Source organism: Pseudomonas sp. LBUM1678, assembly GCF_059695575.1.
In genome coordinates this window covers 821998-840099 of the sequence record NZ_CP166775.1, presented here as the reverse complement: position 1 = coordinate 840099, position 18102 = coordinate 821998, and the positions used below count along the sequence as shown (strand labels likewise).

Here is an 18102-nt window from a genome sequence, read left to right as displayed (position 1 = left end):
TTGGACGTCGGACAGTAGAACCGGCCGGGTTAGAGGCTGCGGATAAGCTGCGCCAGGCCTTGGCCGATGGCGGTCGGTTCCGGGAGCGTGAAACGCTCGAGCAGGCGTCTGTTATTGGCGCGCGAATGGCGAATGTCGCCCTGACGTGGCGCGTGATGAATCACCTTCAGCGGGCTGCCGGTGACGGTGCCCAATTCAGTGATCAGGTCGTTAAGGCTGGTGGAACGACTCAGGCCAACGTTCACCGCGCCGGGGCTCGGTTCGCTGACTTCCAGGGACTGAACGAGGATGCTCACCAGGTCCTGGACATAGACGAAGTCGCGGGTCTGCGAACCGTCGCCGAAAATCGCCACCGACTGCTCCGCCATGGCCAGCTTGGTAAAGATGCTGATCACGCCGGAGTACGGCGATGAAGGATCCTGGCGTGGGCCGAAGATGTTGAAGAACCGAAAGATCATCGGTTCCAGGCCATGTTCGCGGCGATAGAAATCCAGGTATTGCTCACTCGCCAGTTTGTCGCTGGCATACGGCGTGAGCGGGGATTTTGGTGTGTCTTCGTGAATCGCCGTGCCTTCACCGTTGTTGCCGTAGATGGCCGCGCTGGAAGCGAATACCACGCGCTTGATCCCGGCCTTCACCATGCTTTCGCACACATTGAGTGTGCCGACGAAGTTGCTTTGGTGGGTGCTGACCGGATCATCCACCGACGCTTGCACCGAGGCCACCGCGGCCAGGTGAACGACAGCACCGCACTCGCGCATGGCCTGTGCCACCACGGCGCCGTCGGCGACATCGCCGATGACCAGGCTCAGGTTGGCATTATCCATCGGCAGATTGCTGACTTTGCCGGTCGACAAATTATCCAGCACGCGGACTTTGTAGCCTTTACCCAGCAAAGCTTCTACAAGGTGCGACCCGATGAAACCTGCACCGCCAGTCACCAATACTCGCTCAACAAACATGAAATCTCTCCCTGAACAGTAGAGCGGATACGAGTGGTTGAAGTCCGCCGATTTTATGGCGCAAGGCCACCAAAACGCGGCCGATAATGGGAGATCAAATGGCCACTGTCAATACTTTGTCTAACTTATCGCCGAGCGGTATTTTACCCCGAAAAACGCCACTTATTTGACGACATTTATTAGCTACAGGCTGTCATGCAATTGCCATTTCAGGCCGTCAAACTACGTCTAGACCGGAACTTTCGCCATGTCTCAAGCCCCCCTTATTATCGACGTTCACCCCTGCTTTTCCCCCTCCGCGATGGCTCATCGCGGCATTCGGTAAATCATCGGCAACCAGCACAGCGTTGTCATTGTTGTACGTCATGACGAATCCAGAACCCTTTTTTAGAAACAGCTTTGATGGAACCCTGCGCCGGACGATGCAGCCTGATCGAGGCGGATCGCATCTTTACCAAGCACTCGGATGGGGGCGTTGGGGGTGAGACTTTGGGAGCAAAATTTCAAACACACGAAGAGACCGGATGAGCTGTAATCAACCGGGAGCGCTGTGCTAAGGAAGATAGATATGAACATCTGGATCACCGCCGCCCTCGCGGCCATGGTTTCCCAGCCTGCACACCCCGCGACTGAAGTCGCGCCCCGTGAAGAGCAAGTCCCATTCGACAAGGGCACTGATGCCGTCGTGATCAAACAGTCCATCCAGGGCCGACTCACCGCGCAATACCGTGTGAGTGCAAAGGCAGGCCAGATACTGACCGTCGATCTCAAGCCCTCCAACACGTCTGCCTACTTCAACATCACCGCCAAAGGCGCGGACTACGCGCTGTTTAATGGCTCGATCATGGGCAACCATTTCATGGGCCCGTTGCCCACCGACGGCGAATACACGGTTCAGGTGTACCTCATGCGCAACGCCGCACGGCGCAACGAGGTGGCGAACTACAACCTTTCGTTGAACCTCAGCCCCTCTGATACCTCTGACAGCACCCAGCCGTTTGACCAGACGCTTGAATTGCAGGGCATTCGTTTTCATGTGACGGGGGAATGGGTCGACGGGAACCCAGCAGTGCGCATCTCGCCTCAAGGGCTGGAGATCGATAACGCAGAGGTCACTCGGTCGCTGACCGGCAACATCGTCCGGGCGGAAGTCGCGGACCTTGATCAGGACGGTTCGCCGGAGATTTACGTTTTCGCCAGGTCGCCTGGGCGCGGGTTGCCCGGGGAGTTGGTTGCTTATGCAGCCAATCGCAAGAAATCCCTGAGCGAGATTTACCTTCCGGTTGTTAGTGATAATGCGAAAGTGGCGGAGGGTTATCAGGGCGAGGATGAGTTTGCGGTGGTGGAGGGTTCGTTGGTGCGGCGGTTTCCGGTTTATGAGAGTGCGGATGATGGGGCGGGACGGACGGGGAAGATGCGAGAGTTTCGGTATCGGTTGGTGGCTGGGGAGGCTGGGTGGGTTTTGCGGGGGGATGGGGTTGCGGAGTATTGAGGAACGTCGTTGTGGGCAAACGTCCCATTAGCTCAGTGGTGGAGGGGGAGTTTTCCGAGAGATTGCGGCCTCCATTAGCTAAAAAATCGAGCTCGACTCAAAATCCTCTCAATCAAAGCTTGATCACTAACAGCATGCCCACCTTGCGGTGGCCGATTACTCTGCGGAAAGGCAAGTATTTTACCTGAGGTTGCAGACAGGCTAGCGTCAAAAGCAGCAGCGACATGGATTGCATGTTTTAAGTCACCGCGACCAGAATTGAGCTCATCACGAGTCTCAAAAGGAAAAGAAAGCTGGTCGTCATTTTTCACAGCTATTCTCCTTGCTTACCGTTGCGGACCTCAGCGTCCCGTAAAAAGAAAAAAACTCAGTACCGCAGGGCAGAGCTAACAATTGACTGCACGCTGTACTGAGCTGATGGGCAAACTTTGACTCGTCCCTTTCCTCACCGTCAACCGCCAGATCGCGTAGGAATTACGTCTCCGTGATCGTAGTTCGGTTCTGAGTTATCGATTTTCACAGCGTTGCTCTTAGTAAAACCTTATCAATGATTTTCTGGGAGAGACGTAGTCCCCGTCCTAGGAAATTTCCCGCAACTCGTATCTCCTTTCATGAACTGGCAGGCGCTGTTCATCGACGATAGCCTTCAGGTGTCGCTGCAAATCAGCGATCGGCTTTGACAGGCTGACAACCAGAAACTTTCACTCTTCCTGATAAAACGGCATCCTTGCGCGTGTGCAGTTTTTTCATGGCGGCTGTGCGTGGGGCATCTTCGGATGCACCGGTTTCTGGTTTGCCGGTCTGTCAACCCGCGTATGGCTGCCACCCTTCCCTGTTTGACAGCAGGGGCATGGCAGCTCCTTTACAAACCGGAGATGCACCATGAAAAAACACAGCCCAAATCCGCCAGACTTGGCAACAGAGTCTCCTGATTTATCGGATCTCGCCAAAACAACCGAACGCATCATCAGCGCCCGCCTCCGCAACCCAAACCACTCCGACCCCATCAGCCACGTCTTCACCATCCTCCCCGACGTCGACACGCCAACCCTGCTCGCTCACGCCTGTGAATCCCTCGCTTCACTCAACGTCATGACCACCGACCTCGCCTGCGATCTCGAAGGCTCGCGCCGCAACGTGGCATTGGCGATTCAGCAGCTGGCGGTGCTGGGCGAACTGTTGGTAAACCGAGCGCTGGACAATCTCGATCCGCCCGATGGCGTGTCCGAAGTTCCGCCCGCCAGCCACCACTGAGTGGTCGCGCTCTTTTATCGAATGGAGGTTTTGTCATGGATCGATACATGCCTGTTACCGGCATCGACTGCACCATCGCGTCGCTGCTGATCGACACTGAAGCACCGCTAGACGTACTGCATGAAACCGCGGCTTACCGCATTCGCACCGCGACTCAATTGCTGGAAAGCTTTGCTGTGAACGAGGGTGTTCATAGTGAATTGGCGCGAGTGTTGGTGACATCACTGCGCGATGGCTGCGATTTGATGGATGTCGTCGGCCGACGATTGCAGGCGCAGGTTTCGGCATAGAAAAAAAATGGGTGACCTCACTGAGATCGCCCATTTTTTATGACTGCTGGACTTTACATCTTGAAACCAAAACCCGGAACGCTCTCAGCTCCGGTCAATGCTTTCTCCGTCGTCACATACAACTCACGTATATGCCCAACCAAAAACGTCCAGAACGCCGGTTCATTAACGGTTTGCGCGACCAACTCTCCTGGCAGGAACCGCCCCATCTCCTTGCGAAACTCGAGCACCACTTTCGGATCAGCATCGAGCAGTTCTGAACGCTCCTTGAACAGTTTCAAGAACTCATCCTGTTCGCAGTGATGATCGCTCAGTTTCTTCCCAATCAAATCCAGCTGCGGCGTTACACCTTGCTGACGCAGCCAGACCATGTCCCAGAGATCCCGGTTCTTGATTCGGTCAGGACGCAGAGCGAAAGCCACAATTTTGTCGGCATAGATTTCTTCGCGTGTTTCTGCCTGCAAAATCAGGCCACTCGTGCCCATGTCGACGCCATATGGATTGAGCAGCAACATGGGGTGTGGCTGATAACTCGGGATGGAACACACATCGATGTTGATGCGTTGCGCAGGAAGGCCTTTGCGCCCGGGTCGGGTCTGAACCTTCAGCTTCCAGGTATCGACATTTCCCTCCTCACGAACAGGCTCACCGACTTCAACTTCAAGGCCATATTTGGTTTTCAGCGTTGAGACAAGAACGTGAGCAAGCTCAGTCAGACTCTCCCGATTGAAGTCAGCGCCACCAGTGAAATCCAGATCCTCGCTCAAGCGGTTTGAGCCGTAGCAGGCACGCAAGCAGGTTCCACCGATGAAGGTGAGTTTGGCGAGCATGCCGGCAGAACTCAGTGCGAGCATGATGTCGTGGTGCAGCAATTCCTTTTCCACCACGACGCGCAATGGCGCCAGATCCTGTTTGTTTTTAAGTGCCTCATCTACCAGTTCATCAAACAAACTCATTGGCGACGCTCCAATCGATCAAATCCATGTTTCGTTTCGCGGCCTTCATGTCCCGCAACGCTTGTTGCGGTGTTGCCCGCCATAGGCGGCAACGTAAGTCATAGTGGACCTGGCCAACCAGGTCCTGAGGTTTCTGGCGGGTGTGCACGAATTCGATGGTGCCCCAGCGTCCGCATGAAATGGTGCTGCTTCGACCGGAAGACATCAGCGTGATCCAGTTGATGGGGATCTGAGAGATGACGCCGCTATCGCTCAATGCCGTTTCAAGGCTGATGTAGTTGAACTCCCTGGCACGTAGCCTGGCAGCGGCATGAAACAGCACCAATCCGCTGGACGGTTTGGCCGCTTCAAACAGGTAAAGCCCTCTACACACTCGCGTCAGATGACCATCCGAGGCTGCGCGACTCAATAAGGTTTTGTAGGCACCGTCGGAAATATCTGGCACCAACGATCTGAGATCGTCGGGAGCGAACAGGTAGCGCTCTTCGCTGGCCAAACGGGTCAGTTTTTGGAGAAGCCGCCCCATTGGCTGGGTGGATTTTGAGTGTGGATGCATTTCCATGACTCTACAGAAGGTTTCACTTTATGTAACTTACTGTTGAGTCATTGAAAAAGCCATTATTGTTTTTTCCCGTAACCCACTCACCTATTATCCAAATGGCTCAGGAAATCAGCAGAACGTAATCCATGTGCAGTTACCGCAACATTGATAGCCAAATGTGATGAATACGCAACATTACAGCCAACTCAAATTCCGATTTCACGGATGCCCCCTCGCCCGCCTCACCCCAATCCCCATCAATATCCCCACTACAATCGCCCCCAATGGCAGCGCGCCCACCCAAGTCATCGTCGGAAACACCAGCAAAATCTGCGAATCATTTCCACCCAGCATCATTGATGCACCAATCCCCATCATCACCCCCGCCAGTAAATGCTTCACCGCTGCCCTCCATTCAAACCGCTGATAGCTGAAAGTCCGTCGATGCAGCGTGTAACTGAGCATCCCCACCAACAGCATGACGAACACCGCCACGCGCTGGCTGGTCAGTGAGTTGTCGCCCGAGGCCCAGAACATTTGCGAGAGGTTGTAAAAGAACACGCTCGGGGTCCACAGCGGTTCGAAGGTGTAGAGGGCGCTGGTCAAGGCGCCCAGGAGCATGCTGGACAGCACCAGGTGTTTGTCGCCGTGAACACGGATCAGGAAGAGTAATGCCATCAGCACGATGCCGATGGTCAGCCAGTATTGGTGGCCGGAGATCGTCGGCATTTGCAGGGATTTTTGTTCGGTCAGCATGTTCAGGTGATACCAGAGGACGATCCCCAGCACCCAGCCAAAAATCGTGAAGGCTTTGCTGAGGTTGCCGCTGGCGAGTTTGGTGAGGGTACCGACGCTGCACCCGTCGTTGAGCACCGAGGCGATGCCGAACAGCAACCCGCCACCGACCAGCGACACGTAGCCGACTTCAGGAATGAACAACGGCTGACTGACGCCAAACAGCCTGTAAAACGGTGCCAGTAACAGGCCGAACAGGCCGCAGGAGATGAGCGACACAAACAGCGTCGGTCGGCGCCTGAGCAACAACCCGGTGGCATTGACCAGGCACATGCCCATGCGCTGGGATACCCAACCGATAAGGAAGGCCAGCAGCAGCGAAATCAGCAGTGAGAGCACAGGCCTCCTTGTTTCCGGACCCGGACATCGAACAGGTTCCTGAAGGATAGATCAGCCGCAGCCCAAACTTCGGGTGAACCCGCGAAGGCCTTCTACACTAAAACCGCATACGCCCCAAAACACCCACTCAAAGAGCTCCCATGACCATCCTCAAAGACCGTTTGAAGCAAGGCAAGGATGCTCGCAAGAACTGCCCCCGCAATGCTCAAGCCTCAACGGGGAAAACAACCCGCGACCCGCTCCCGCTGATCAAAGCGTCGAGTAGAGACCGCATCAAATCCCTGGTCGAATTACGCTACGGTCGGATGCTCGATTCCCCCTTCACCTTCTACCGCGGCAATGCGCTGTTGCAGGCTCACGACCTCGCCGCTACGCCAACCATGGGGCTGACATCGCCCATCTGCGGCGATTGCCACCTGATGAACTTCGGCGGTTTCGCCACGCCCGAACGCAATCTGTTGTTCGGCGTCCACGACTTCGACGAGGTCCATCCCGGCCCTTGGGAGTGGGACGTTAAACGGCTGGTGACGAGTATCGTGGTGGCCGCCCGCGACTTGCGTCATAGCGAAACAGTCGAAGAAACGGTCTGTCGCGAAGCGGTCGGTGCCTACCGGGAAACCATGCTGGAGTGCGCCGAACAAAGCGCTCTGGAAACCTGGTACGAGTCCATCCGTTACGACGACCTGCGCAAGCAGGCGAACAAAAAAACGCTCGAGCATATCGAACACGCCATCGAAAAAGCCGAGGGCCGCTCCCACGCCGAACTGCTGCCGAAAATCAGCGAGCGTGACGCCCATGGCCGTCTGATCATTCGTGATGACCTGCCGGAAATTTTCCATCTGCACAAAAACACCACGCTGCTGGATGCCGACGATGACTGGCTGCGCCTCTCGGATTGGCGGCCGATCTACGACGCCTTCATGCGCAAGTATCCAGGCACGCTGCAAGCTGACCGACAAGCGTTGTTTTCACGTTTTCATATCCAGGACATGGCGTTCAAAGTCGTAGGTGTGGGCAGCGTCGGTACTCGGTGCCTGGTGGCTCTGCTGACTGACGATCAGGAATTCCCACTGTTTCTGCAGTTCAAGGAAGCACGCCGTTCAGTGCTGGCCAATTACGTGAAGACAAAATCAAAAGAGCGGCACAACGGCCAGCGGGTGGTCGATGGTCAACGGTTGATGCAGGCGGCCAGTGACCTGTTTCTCGGTTGGACCACCGGCCCCAGCGGTCGACACTTCTATGTGCGGCAGTTGCGCGATATGAAAATCTCGGCCGAACTCGAGACCTTCGATGCGGACACCTTCGTGGCGTATGGACGCGTCTGTGGTCGCGCCCTCGCCCGCGCACATGCCAAATCGTCCGGGCAGGCCGCGCAGATCAGCGGCTACATCGGCAAGAGTGATGCGCTGGCCGACGCGCTGTTCAAGTATGCCAATAGCTATGCTGCACAGAATGAACGCGACTTCGAACGCTTCCAGCAGGCCTGCCACGAGGGACGGTTGCGGGCACGCTCGGAGGCGGACTTTGCGGCAGATCATTTGCCGTAAGCGCTAACTCGGGGAAATCCCTCCACATAAATTTTTCTTCACCCCACCGCCCCTCTCCAACCGTTAAAGTGCGCTCGCTCATTCAAGAAACTACGGTTTGCCCGCCCTCCCGCGGGCTTTTTTTTGCCTTTTGATTGATTAGCGGCAGGTTGCCATCCAAAACCCCGCGCCCTGATGCAAATCACACCCGGCCGCTTCATTGGGTGTAGCATGGATGTCTGTCCATCAGATATCAGTTAGCCATGTCCACGCTAAGCGAAGAGAGCCGCCAGATCGTAGCTTCTCTGGCGCACCGTGTTGGCCCCAATGCTGACATCGCAAGGATCGCCCAGGCGATCATTTCAACCTTGCAGGATATGGATGTAGCCCTCACGCCCATCATCGGCCCGCAGGGAGTTGTCGCGCTTTATCGCCGCAGCCTCCACCTGTGCGCATCTACTCATCCGCGTTTAGCCGGCATCTATGACAAAGTGCCGCCCGGCATGGACCTGACTGCCCTCAAGTCCGTAATCGTTGAGCAAAACGACACCGATGCGCTGTTTTTTGGTGAAGTGTTGCTGACTACCTTTTACGAGCTGCTGACCACGCTCATCGGGCCCTCGCTTACCGAACGCTTGCTTCGTGGCATGTGGGAACCTTCTTTGAGCGACACCCCTTCGCAGGAAAATTCGCCATGAGCACCAAAGTGACTATCAACCGCCTGGCCACCGGCGTGCCGGGACTGGACGAGGTGCTGGGCGGGGGATTACCGGAGTTTTCGTTCAACCTGATCGCCGGCCCGCCTGGATGTGGCAAGACCACCCTCGCGCATCAGATGATGTTCGCCCTGGCGACACCTGAACGCCCGGCGCTGTTTTTTACCGTGCTGGGAGAGCCGCCGCTGAAGATGCTGCGCTATCAGCAGCAATTCGATTTTTTCGACAGCGAAGCGATCAACCATTCGATTCGCTACATCAACCTGGCCGACGACACCCTGGCGGGGAATCTGGACGAGGTGCTGCGGCGCATCGTCAGCGAGGTGGAGGCTCACTCACCTGGGCTGGTGTTTGTCGATTCGTTCCGCTCCGTGGTGCTGGCCAGCCAGACTCAGGACAACCCCAACAACAACCTGCCGCAGTTCGTTCAGCAATTGGGCATGTTGATGACCACCTGGCAGGCGACGACCTTCCTGATTGGCGAATATTTCACCGAAACCGACACCAACCCGATTTTCACCGTGGCCGATGGCCTGATCTGGCTGCGCCAGAGCGTTCAGCGCAACTCCATGGTGCGCAAGATGGAAATCATGAAGATGCGCGGCCAGCCAACGCTGCCGGGGCTGCATACCTTCCGTATTGCGACGTCGGGGATCAAGGTCTTCGCACCGGCCTCCGCCAAGCCGGTTGAAGCACCGCTGGAATTCCCGAGTAAACGCCTGAAAATGGGCGTGCCGCAGCTCGATGATATGCTCGGCGGCGGCTTGCCTCGAGGTTATTCCCTGTTGGTGGCCGGGCCGTCGGGCTCGGGCAAAAGCATTCTGGCGTCAACCTTCCTGGCCGAAGGCGCGCGCAATGGCGAAACCGGCGTGATCGCGGTGTTTGAACAGCGGCCTAATCACACCCAGAACACCACCCTCGCGGGACTGATTGAGAGCGGACAAGTCGGCCTGGTCGACAGCCGTGCGCCGGACCTGTCCATCGACGAAATCGTGCACTTACTGCTCAGCGAGATCAGCCGACTGAAAGCCACCCGTGTGGTGATCGATTCGTTGTCGGGTTTCGAACTGGCGCTGGCACCGACCTTCCGCGAAGACTTTCGTGAATCGCTGTCGCGCATGGTCACGGCACTGACCAGCATCGGTGTCAGTGTATTGCTGACCTCAGAACTGGAAGACCGCTACACCGACCTGCGTTTCAGCCCTTACGGCACGGCGTTTCTCACCGACGCAATCATCGTACAGCGCTATATTGAAGTGCAGAGCCGCTTGTTGCGCATCATGGCGGTGGTCAAGGTTCGGGCCAGCGCCCATTCCGACGAATTGCGCCTGTATCGCATCGACAATAACGGCTTGCAGATCGGCGAAATGTTACCGGATCAGGAAGGGTTACTGGGGGGCCGGCCAACCCGGCAGATCACCACGGACGAGGGGTAAACAGGGACTATGACTGAGGCCAATGGCACGAACGCGCAAACGATGGCCTCGGCCGCTCGCGAGTTGTTCCTGATCGGCCAGAAAACCGTCGAAGCCCGCGCGGTGCTGGCGGCGCTGAAAAAAGAATTGAGCGATACCAACAACCGGCTGGTGGACGCCCAGCAAATCGAACAACGGGTCGAAGCCAATCAGCAATTGGTGCTGGCCATTCTGCTCGCGCAATCGGATGCAGAAAAACCCCAGCGCTCGCAAGAAGAGCAGCGGCTGTTTCTGGAAATGCGCGAGGCCAACGCGCAATTGGTGATCGCGGCCCTCAGCGCGCAAAACCTGCAAGCCTCGGCAGAACATATGCTGGCGCAGCAACGCAACCTCCTCACGCTGGTCGCCCATGAACTGCGCAACCCACTGACGCCCATCAGCATGATCGCCGGCCGACTGGTGCGAGTGCCCAGCGAAGAGCTGCCGCGCATGCAGGCGTTGATCGAGAGCCAGGTGCAACACATGACGCGGCTGGTGGATGACTTGCTCGACGTGTCCCGCGCCAGCACCGGCAAGCTGCGCCTCGATTGCCGGATCGTCGACATGGTGCAGATCATCCACGAGGCCATCGATGTGTGCAGCCCGGTGATGAACACCCGGCACCTGCACTTCACCGCCGACCTGCCCACGTGCGCGCTGTCGGTGAACGGCGACCCGGTGCGGCTCACGCAGATTCTCGGCAACCTGCTGGGCAATGCGGCCAAGTACACCCCCGCGCAGGGCCATGTCACGCTGTCGGTCACGGCCAGGAACAACGTGCTGGAGATGAGCGTTTGCGATGACGGCATCGGTATTTCCGCTCAAGCCCTGCCATTTATCTTCGAGCCGTTTGTGCAAGACGTTCACGCCGTCGGCTTTAACGGTGCAGGCCTTGGCATTGGCCTGACGGTGGTTCGCGAATTGGTGGAAGCCCATGGCGGCACGGTGATCGGCAGGAGCGACGGCGACGGCAAAGGCAGCACCTTTATCGTGACATTGCCGCTGGCGGTTTGAGTTTTTCCGTTGGCCACGTAATGCTTGCGCGACGATCCCCACGAACCGGAGCGCCCATGCCGCTGTTGTCCCTGCCCTGTAAACGCTTGACGCTGGCAGTGCTCGACCCTGAACAGGCGGCACTGGAAAGCGACTTCTACCGGCGTAACCAAAGGCATCTCGCCCGTTGGTCGCCGATTCGCCCTACCGATTATCACAGCCCTGAAAACATCCGCCCGCGCCTTGAAGTGCAAGCCAGTGCTTTCCAAGCGGGCCTGGCGGTGCATTTCGCGCTGTTGGCCCCGGACAACGGCCAGATGATCGGCGCGTGCAACTTCAGCGGCATCACTCGCGGGGCGTTTCAGGCGTGCTATCTCGGTTACCACATCGACGAATCCCATCAGGGCCTGGGCTTGATGCAGGAAGCACTGGAAGCGGCCATCGGCTACATGTTCGATGAGCAGAAACTGCACCGGATCATGGCCAATTACATCCCCGGCAATGAACGCAGTGCGCGGCTGCTGGAGCGTCTGGGATTTGAACGTGAGGGCTACGCCAAGGCCTACCTGAGTATCGCCGGGCGCTGGCAGGATCATGTGTTGACGGCTTTGATCAATGATCGCTTTGAATCCCCGGAACAACGCTGGTCCAGACGTCTCTCGTAATACCCGCAGGCTGTTCACAATTCGTTAAGCATTCGCCCCGTATGCTCGGGCTTCCCGGTCCACCTCCTCGGTAGCCAGAAGTCTATGTCGCGTCCCGCCACTTCACTGTTCCTGCTTGCCGCTGTGCTGTTTTTCTTTGCCTTGGGCAATCATCAACTGCAAGGTTCCACGGAGGCCCGGGTTGCCGGGATCGCCATGCAAATGCACCTGGATAACGACTGGGTGACGCCACGTTTGTTCGGCGAACCGTTTCTGGAAAAACCGCCCTTGAGCTTGTGGCTGGATGCCAGCGCCATCCGTGCATTCGGCGGCACGCCGTGGGCGGTGCGACTGGCCTCGGCGTTCGCCGGTTTGTCCAGCGTGATGCTGTTGTACGCGATGCTGCGCCGGTTCGGCAGGCCCAAGGCGATCGCCTGGACGGCGGGCATCCTGCTCGCGACCATGGCCAGTTACTGGAGCAACGTGCGCGGCGTCGGTGAAGACGCGTTGCTCGCCCTCGGCGTGAGCATGGCGCTGCTGGCGTTCTTTCAGGGACAGCGACAGTCGACGCTCGGCAACGCGTTGCTGTTTGCCTCGGGAATCGCCATCGCCACATTGAGCAAAGGCGTATTGGGCCTGGCGATGCCGGGCGTGGTGATTTTCGCCTATTTGCTGGCCGAGACCTTGATGGACAAGCGCCTGAAACTCTCGGACTGGCTGCGCCCCGGTTTACTGACGCTTGCGGGATTGATCCCGCTGATGATCTGGCTCGCCGTGTTGTATCAGCGCGGTGGCGCGCAGGCCGTGGGGGAAGTGCTGCTGACCAACAGCGTCGGGCGCTTCAGCGGTTCCTTCGTCGAGGCCGGGCATTACGAACCGTTCTACTACTACCTGGCCAAGCTGCCCCAAGCGTTTCTGCCGTGGAATATTCTGGTGTACCTGGGGTTGTGGCACTTCCGAAAAAGCCTGATGGCCAATCGTTACTTGCTGTTTTTCACGCTGTGGATCGTGGCGCAGTTTGTCATGCTGACGTTGGCGTCGAGCAAGCGCACCGTGTATCTCATGTCGATGACGCCAGCGGCGGCGGTGATTGCCGCGGAATATGCGAGTGTCCTGTACGAGCGGCTGAGGGTACGCGAAGGGGCGTCGAATCTGTTGGGGCGCATCGCACGGCATCGACGCGGCGTGGCGATTGGCTTGATCGCGATGGTGATCGGCAGCTACCTGGTCGCCGCACAATGGGCATTGCCCCATGCTGATCGCAAACTGTCGTTCCTGCCGTTGACCGCGCAGATTCAGACGATGCAGGCCAACGGGCAACACGTCGCCCTGTTCCAGGCCAACGAACGGGTGGGCGGCGCCAGCGTGTTCTACACCCAGCGAGTGCTCAAGGGCCTGGACACCGAGGCGCAACTGCATGAATTTCTGGCGGCCTCGCCCTCCAACGTGGCGGTCATGTCCGGTGAAACCGAACCGGCCGCGCCGTTGAAAGTGCTCAAGACCATGAAGGTGGGGCGTCAGGCTTACTACTTTGTAAACCAGTAAGCGGCTCAGCCGTCGGCAATTCAGACTTTTGCAGAACCGGCCTCTCCAGCCGCGCTCGCCCGTAAAACGCCAACGCCGTCAGCAAACACGCCAGCCACACGAAGATCCCGGCCCAGAAGGTGTGGGACATGTAGTGCCAGCCTTGCAGAACCCGCGTCGTGCCGTAGACGAAACCGAGCAGCAACGCGCCATACATCAGCGCTTTGGAATAACGCCAGCGGTATCGGCGAGCCACGAAGTACAGCGCGAGCATGGTGAAGCCACCGGAAGCATGGCCGCCCGGCCAGCAACGGCCATCACCGGCCTCCTTGAACAGCTGGAAGTTGTTGTACCACTCCACATGGGCCATTTTTCCACCGTAGAGGGTCGTTTCAATCGGGCAATACACGCTGGTGTGCGCCTTGAGGAAATGGATCACGCCGGTGCAAATGGCAAACGCAAAGACCACAAACAGAAAATCCCGACGATGTTCACAGGCAAACCGGAGCACGAGCGCTGCTTTGCTGCGTTCCAGAAAGCTGCCAAGACGAGGATGCTTTTGCGTGTTGGTCAGCGGCCAGGCAAACGACAGCATCGCGCCGATCAAGGCAATCTCGGCGGTCCAGTTCGGAATGATGCGCGCCCACTTGTGAGTCAGCTTCTCGAAGAAGTGAACCTTGTCGAGCGGAAACGTCTGGGTGACGGGATCAAACAGAAGATTACTGAAGGCGATGTCGATTTTGGTCATGTCGAACATCAGGAAAACCACGGCCGCGCAGAACAGCGGGATACCGAAATTCACCCAGTAAAACCGATTGCGGGAAGATGTCAGCATGGTGTGTCCTGATCCAGAAGGAATATTCATTCGGAGGTCACCGAGCGCCAGTCGGAGGCTTCGATGAAGCCCAGCATGCGCGGTGCTTTAGCGGCTTTGGCAGAGATAAACAATGAAGCGCCGTAACCGAGCGTGGAGGTCGACAAGTTGAGGTCTTTTTCGAGTTGCGCCATGCATTCGCTATGGGTCACCAGAATCAGATTGCGACCCGCCACTTTGTGCGCCAGGGCATCACGCAACATCGTGCCCCTGCAGCTGATCAGCCAGTCCTCGCCCACACCGACCTTGTTGAACATGTAGCTGGCCGTCTGTGACGTACGAATCATGGGGCTGTTGTAGATATCGGCCTTTTCCAGCCCCAATTGTTCGAACCGTGCGCCGACACTCACCGCGACGCTGCGCGAACGGTCGGTTATGCCATCGTTGCCGCTCAGGCACGCGGCTTTCGAGTGATCACAGCGTTCGACATGGCGTACCAGCACGATCACATCACCCTTGGCCCAACCCTTGGCCAATGCTCGTGCGCCCGCCACATTGCCATGCGCCAAGTCCGGCACTGCGGCCGGCTGCAACAGCCATACGATCAATGGAATGACCAGCAGCGCCGAGGCCAGCACCACCGCGGTAGTTCGATAACGAGCCAAAACGCTCAGATTGATCGAGCGTTTTATCCCGAACAGATTCAGTCTCAATTCCACGTCAAACGGCCTCACCCGCATGCATCTTTGTCATTCGATGCCACGAGGGTAGAGAGGCGCGCGTCGGCAGCCAGTGAAACCCATGTGAAAAAAAGCTTAAGCCTCCGACAAAAACCTTGTTACAGATCTGTCCGGCAAAAACCTTTCAGCTCTCGCGATTGCTGCCGATACAGACCTGCTACACACCCTTGCTGGCACTTAAAAACAACAATCTTCCAGCCAACCGACGATCGAAAGCGCAACGTTCCTGGAGGAATTTGATGAATAGCTGGTTCGGCAACATCAGCGTGAACATGAAACTGGGCCTAGGGTTCGGCCTGGTCCTGGCACTCACCTGCGTACTGGCCCTGACCGGCTGGACGAGCCTGGGCGGGTTGATTGACCGCAGTAACTGGATGAGCGACATCACCCAGCTCAACTCCGGCTTGACCAAGCTTCGTGTGGTTCGCCTGCAATACATGCTGACCAACGGCGATGAAACCGCCGCTCAGAACGTACAGACCACCCTTGACGCCTTTTCCGCCCAGCAACAATCGCTGTTGTCGAAGTTCAAGAGCCCGGAAAACCTCAAGCTGCTCAAAGAGCAAGGCACCTACATCGACGCCTACAAGACGTCGCTGAACAAAATGCGCAGCGCTTACCGCACGGGTAATGGCGCCCGTGATGTCATGACCGCCAATGCCGAAACGGCCAGCACGCTGATCGACGCCATCAGCACCCGCGTGCAACAAATGCCCCTGAGCGATCAACGTTTCGAACAGTTCCAGGCCGTCACCGCCGCCAAGGAAGCGTTCATCCTGGCCCGCTACGAAGTGCGCGGCTACACCGCCACCACCAATGCCGAGACCGAGCAAAAAGCCGTCGTCCAACTGGATTCGGCGATTGCCAGCATGAAACCGCTCAACGCGCAGTTTGCTGACACCCAGCAAGACGCCCTGCGTCAGCTGGAAACCGCGCTCGGTAACTACCGCAGTGCGTTGCTCGCCTATAAAGCGGCCAACACCGATGCCGTGCAGGCCCGCAAGGAAATGACCGACCAGGGCGCTGCCATCGTGACCCTGAGCGATCAGCTGTATCAGATCCAGCTCGATCGTCGTGACGTCGAAAGCGCCCAGGCGCGCACGCTGCAGCTGATCAGCACGTTGCTGGCGTTGTTGGTGGGCATCATTGCTGCCGTGATCATCACCCGTCAGATCACCGGCCCGTTGCGCGACACCCTGGCCGTGGTCGAACGCATCGCCAGCGGCGACCTGTCCCAGGACGTCAAAGTGACGCGCCGCGACGAACTCGGCGTATTGCAGCAAGGCATCGCGCGCATGGGCGTGACCCTGCGTGACTTGATCAGCGGCATCCGCGACGGCGTCACTCAGATCGCCAGCGCCGCTGAAGAATTGTCCGCCGTCACCGAGCAAACCAGCGCCGGCGTCAACAGCCAGAAGATCGAGACCGATCAAGTGGCCACCGCCATGCACGAGATGACTGCCACCGTGCAGGAAGTCGCGCGCAACGCTGAAGAAGCCTCACAGGCTGCAGCCGCCGCAGACGGCGAAGCGCGCGAAGGCGATAAAGTGGTCAACGAAGCCATCGCCCAGATCGAACGTCTGGCCAGCGAAGTGGCGCGCTCCACCGAAGCCATGAGTGTGCTGCAACAGGAAAGCGACAAGATCGGCAGCGTCATGGACGTGATCAAAGCCGTCGCAGAACAGACCAACTTGCTGGCCCTCAACGCTGCGATTGAAGCCGCGCGTGCCGGTGAAGCCGGTCGTGGTTTTGCGGTGGTCGCCGATGAAGTCCGCGGCCTGGCCCAGCGCACTCAGAAATCCACCGAAGAAATCGAAGGCCTGGTGGCCGGTCTGCAGAATGGCACTCAACAAGTGTCGATTGTGATGAACAACAGCCGCGCCCTGACTGACAGCAGCGTCGCCCTGACCCGCAAGGCTGGCGTGTCGCTGGAAAATATCACCCGCACGGTGTCCAACATCCAGTCGATGAACCAGCAGATCGCTGCCGCTGCCGAGCAACAAAGCGCCGTGGCCGAAGAGATCAGCCGCAGCATCATCAACGTGCGCGACGTATCAGAACAGACCGCCGCCGCCAGTGATGAAACCGCTGCGTCCAGTGTCGAGCTGGCGCGGTTGGGGGGGCAGTTGCAGCAGATGGTGAGTCACTTCAGGGTTTAATCCCGTCTGATCACGGATCATTCCCACGTTCCCGCGTGGGAATGATCAACATGCGCTCACCAACTGCATCAGGCTTCCCAAGGATTGATCACCACAACTCCGGGAAACGCGAAGTCCCGAACATTACGGGTGGCAATCGGGGCGCCATGACTTCGACAAATGGCCGCAATTTGCGCATCCGCCATCGACGCCGTTCTACCCTCTGCTTCACCGGCAGCGACAAGCGTCGCGTATTCAACGGCAGCATGGGCATCAAAAGGCAAAATCCGCCCAGCAAAGTCCTCTTCAAACATCGCCATCGCATGTGCTTCAAGCTTTTGCTTACGTTTGCCAAACGGAAGCCGGGCAATCCCATGGAGTATTTCTGCCACGGTGATAGCGCTGATCGCCAGGTCCATTGCCGGTTGCGCATCGACCCATGCCAGGACCTGCAATTCGGGCTCGACGCGCATGAATTCCGAAAGAACGTTGGTATCGAGCACTATCATTCGGAGAAATCCACCGCGGTCGCTTTCTCGTCACGTGGAGGAAGAGCGAGCTCAACTCCGCCGCTGGCGCTGAATCTATTGCGGATTCGACTACCAAGCCCTCCAGCGCGATTAACCGTGACCAAGGCTCTACCTAGAATCAGGCGTGCCTCTTCCTCCATAGAGTGCCCGTTGTGAGCGGCAGCGATCCGCAGTTGTTCCTTTACCTGATCGTCCAGGTTTCTAATCGTAATGCTGGCCATGTCGCCCTCTGCAATCAATGAAATCATTGAAATCATTGAAATCATTGATTGAGGCTAACACACTCAATGACTCTAAACGTTATGCAGATGCCAAACGGTCCTCTTCATCGCCTCGGTATACAACCAAGGCGACTTCGAAATAACGGATCACGGTCCTGTCTTGTCTGTCCCAC

19 protein-coding genes and 1 pseudogene are annotated in these 18102 nt (G+C 57.7%); 11 read left to right on the top strand and 9 right to left on the bottom strand.

The genetic code is table 11. The features are described 5' to 3' along the window. Positions 1-29 precede the first annotated feature (29 nt). Positions 30-962 carry an NAD-dependent epimerase/dehydratase family protein gene (locus tag ACA070_RS03670; protein ID WP_497450080.1) on the bottom strand — a complete coding sequence of 311 codons (933 nt, stop codon included), beginning with the start codon at positions 960-962 and terminating at the stop codon, positions 30-32. Between the two features lie 568 nt (positions 963-1530). Between ACA070_RS03670 and ACA070_RS03665 the strand changes: the two genes are divergently transcribed. After that, positions 1531-2454, top strand: coding sequence for a hypothetical protein (locus ACA070_RS03665; protein WP_497450079.1), 924 nt, complete (start codon positions 1531-1533; stop codon positions 2452-2454). 74 nt (positions 2455-2528) lie between these two features. Here the strand turns inward: ACA070_RS03665 and ACA070_RS03660 are convergent, their stop codons facing one another. After that, the gene (locus ACA070_RS03660) at positions 2529-2765 is read right to left on the bottom strand and encodes a hypothetical protein (RefSeq protein ID WP_497450078.1); all 237 of its coding nucleotides are present in this window, start codon (positions 2763-2765) and stop codon (positions 2529-2531) included. Positions 2766-3336: 571 nt separating this feature from the next. Here ACA070_RS03660 and ACA070_RS03655 point away from each other — a divergent pair. Further along, positions 3337-3708, top strand: a complete 372-nt coding sequence (locus ACA070_RS03655) for a DUF6124 family protein (protein ID WP_497450077.1) — start codon at positions 3337-3339, stop codon at positions 3706-3708. A 35-nt stretch (positions 3709-3743) separates the two neighbouring features. Continuing rightward, complete coding sequence (locus ACA070_RS03650) at positions 3744-3998, top strand: hypothetical protein (protein ID WP_010463676.1); 255 nt, start codon at positions 3744-3746, stop codon at positions 3996-3998. Positions 3999-4051: 53 nt separating this feature from the next. Here ACA070_RS03650 and ACA070_RS03645 read toward each other — a convergent pair whose 3' ends face one another. The 3 genes from ACA070_RS03645 to ACA070_RS03635 all read right to left on the bottom strand — a co-directional run bounded on the left by ACA070_RS03645 (position 4052) and on the right by ACA070_RS03635 (position 6629). Beyond that, complete coding sequence (locus ACA070_RS03645) at positions 4052-4954, bottom strand: nucleotidyl transferase AbiEii/AbiGii toxin family protein (RefSeq protein WP_497450076.1); 903 nt, start codon at positions 4952-4954, stop codon at positions 4052-4054. Next, positions 4941-5510: a type IV toxin-antitoxin system AbiEi family antitoxin gene (gene abiEi / locus ACA070_RS03640; RefSeq protein ID WP_497450075.1), complete on the bottom strand. Its 570-nt coding sequence runs from the start codon at positions 5508-5510 to the stop codon at positions 4941-4943. The genes ACA070_RS03645 and abiEi overlap by 14 nt, the downstream gene beginning before the upstream one ends. Before the next feature lie 204 nt (positions 5511-5714). Next, on the bottom strand, positions 5715-6629 hold the full coding sequence (locus ACA070_RS03635; RefSeq protein ID WP_497450074.1) for a YeeE/YedE thiosulfate transporter family protein: 915 nt from the start codon (positions 6627-6629) through the stop codon (positions 5715-5717). Between the two features lie 140 nt (positions 6630-6769). Here ACA070_RS03635 and ACA070_RS03630 point away from each other — a divergent pair, with 140 nt between their 5' ends. From ACA070_RS03630 to ACA070_RS03605, 6 genes are all read left to right on the top strand, one after another. Next, the gene (locus ACA070_RS03630) at positions 6770-8176 is read left to right on the top strand and encodes a DUF2252 domain-containing protein (protein ID WP_497450073.1); all 1407 of its coding nucleotides are present in this window, start codon (positions 6770-6772) and stop codon (positions 8174-8176) included. A gap of 242 nt (positions 8177-8418) precedes the next feature. Then, complete coding sequence (locus tag ACA070_RS03625; protein WP_497450072.1) at positions 8419-8853, top strand: hypothetical protein; 435 nt, start codon at positions 8419-8421, stop codon at positions 8851-8853. Further along, a complete protein-coding gene (locus tag ACA070_RS03620) occupies positions 8850-10307 on the top strand; it encodes an ATPase domain-containing protein (protein WP_497450071.1) in 1458 nt (485 codons plus the stop codon). Before ACA070_RS03625 ends, ACA070_RS03620 begins: the two co-directional genes overlap by 4 nt. Before the next feature lie 9 nt (positions 10308-10316). Beyond that, positions 10317-11339, top strand: coding sequence for a sensor histidine kinase (locus ACA070_RS03615; protein WP_497450070.1), 1023 nt, complete (start codon positions 10317-10319; stop codon positions 11337-11339). 56 nt (positions 11340-11395) lie between these two features. After that, positions 11396-11983: a ribosomal protein S5-alanine N-acetyltransferase gene (rimJ, locus tag ACA070_RS03610; protein ID WP_497450069.1), complete on the top strand. Its 588-nt coding sequence runs from the start codon at positions 11396-11398 to the stop codon at positions 11981-11983. Between the two features lie 84 nt (positions 11984-12067). Next, on the top strand, positions 12068-13507 hold the full coding sequence (locus ACA070_RS03605; RefSeq protein ID WP_497450068.1) for an ArnT family glycosyltransferase: 1440 nt from the start codon (positions 12068-12070) through the stop codon (positions 13505-13507). Here the strand turns inward: ACA070_RS03605 and ACA070_RS03600 are convergent. Continuing rightward, entirely contained in the window at positions 13458-14321 is an 864-nt protein-coding gene (locus tag ACA070_RS03600; RefSeq protein ID WP_497450067.1) for a phosphatase PAP2 family protein, read from the bottom strand. The genes ACA070_RS03605 and ACA070_RS03600 overlap by 50 nt on opposite strands. Before the next feature lie 26 nt (positions 14322-14347). Then, entirely contained in the window at positions 14348-15019 is a 672-nt protein-coding gene (pmrG, locus tag ACA070_RS03595; RefSeq protein WP_497450066.1) for a lipopolysaccharide core heptose(II)-phosphate phosphatase PmrG, read from the bottom strand. A 260-nt stretch (positions 15020-15279) separates the two neighbouring features. On the opposite strand from pmrG, the pseudogene ACA070_RS03590 reads away from it, so the two are divergent. Both ACA070_RS03590 and ACA070_RS03585 read left to right on the top strand, forming a co-directional pair. Continuing rightward, positions 15280-16293: pseudogene (locus ACA070_RS03590) on the top strand (methyl-accepting chemotaxis protein); the annotation flags it as partial. A 42-nt stretch (positions 16294-16335) separates the two neighbouring features. After that, positions 16336-17199, top strand: coding sequence for a methyl-accepting chemotaxis protein (locus tag ACA070_RS03585; RefSeq protein WP_497451907.1), 864 nt, complete (start codon positions 16336-16338; stop codon positions 17197-17199). A 68-nt stretch (positions 17200-17267) separates the two neighbouring features. Here ACA070_RS03585 and ACA070_RS03580 read toward each other — a convergent pair whose 3' ends face one another. Together ACA070_RS03580 and ACA070_RS03575 are read right to left on the bottom strand one after the other, a co-directional pair. Further along, complete coding sequence (locus tag ACA070_RS03580) at positions 17268-17687, bottom strand: type II toxin-antitoxin system VapC family toxin (RefSeq protein WP_497450065.1); 420 nt, start codon at positions 17685-17687, stop codon at positions 17268-17270. Next, positions 17684-17929, bottom strand: coding sequence for a FitA-like ribbon-helix-helix domain-containing protein (locus ACA070_RS03575; RefSeq protein WP_497451906.1), 246 nt, complete (start codon positions 17927-17929; stop codon positions 17684-17686). The genes ACA070_RS03580 and ACA070_RS03575 overlap by 4 nt, the downstream gene beginning before the upstream one ends. Between the last annotated feature and the right edge of the window lie 173 nt (positions 17930-18102).

Excerpts from the sequence above, each read along its gene's own strand:
- ACA070_RS03670 (WP_497450080.1), bottom strand. The coding sequence starts at position 962 with ATGTTTGTTGAGCGAGTATTGGTGACTGGCGGTGCAGGTTTCATCGGG.
- ACA070_RS03665 (WP_497450079.1), top strand. The coding sequence starts at position 1,531 with ATGAACATCTGGATCACCGCCGCCCTCGCGGCCATGGTTTCCCAGCCT.
- ACA070_RS03655 (WP_497450077.1), top strand. The coding sequence starts at position 3,337 with ATGAAAAAACACAGCCCAAATCCGCCAGACTTGGCAACAGAGTCTCCT.
- ACA070_RS03650 (WP_010463676.1), top strand. The coding sequence starts at position 3,744 with ATGGATCGATACATGCCTGTTACCGGCATCGACTGCACCATCGCGTCG.
- ACA070_RS03645 (WP_497450076.1), bottom strand. The coding sequence starts at position 4,954 with ATGAGTTTGTTTGATGAACTGGTAGATGAGGCACTTAAAAACAAACAG.
- abiEi (WP_497450075.1), bottom strand. The coding sequence starts at position 5,510 with ATGCATCCACACTCAAAATCCACCCAGCCAATGGGGCGGCTTCTCCAA.
- ACA070_RS03630 (WP_497450073.1), top strand. The coding sequence starts at position 6,770 with ATGACCATCCTCAAAGACCGTTTGAAGCAAGGCAAGGATGCTCGCAAG.
- ACA070_RS03625 (WP_497450072.1), top strand. The coding sequence starts at position 8,419 with ATGTCCACGCTAAGCGAAGAGAGCCGCCAGATCGTAGCTTCTCTGGCG.
- ACA070_RS03620 (WP_497450071.1), top strand. The coding sequence starts at position 8,850 with ATGAGCACCAAAGTGACTATCAACCGCCTGGCCACCGGCGTGCCGGGA.
- ACA070_RS03615 (WP_497450070.1), top strand. The coding sequence starts at position 10,317 with ATGACTGAGGCCAATGGCACGAACGCGCAAACGATGGCCTCGGCCGCT.
- rimJ (WP_497450069.1), top strand. The coding sequence starts at position 11,396 with ATGCCGCTGTTGTCCCTGCCCTGTAAACGCTTGACGCTGGCAGTGCTC.
- ACA070_RS03605 (WP_497450068.1), top strand. The coding sequence starts at position 12,068 with ATGTCGCGTCCCGCCACTTCACTGTTCCTGCTTGCCGCTGTGCTGTTT.
- ACA070_RS03600 (WP_497450067.1), bottom strand. The coding sequence starts at position 14,321 with ATGCTGACATCTTCCCGCAATCGGTTTTACTGGGTGAATTTCGGTATC.
- ACA070_RS03585 (WP_497451907.1), top strand. The coding sequence starts at position 16,336 with ATGGGCGTGACCCTGCGTGACTTGATCAGCGGCATCCGCGACGGCGTC.
- ACA070_RS03580 (WP_497450065.1), bottom strand. The coding sequence starts at position 17,687 with ATGATAGTGCTCGATACCAACGTTCTTTCGGAATTCATGCGCGTCGAG.
- ACA070_RS03575 (WP_497451906.1), bottom strand. The coding sequence starts at position 17,929 with ATGGCCAGCATTACGATTAGAAACCTGGACGATCAGGTAAAGGAACAA.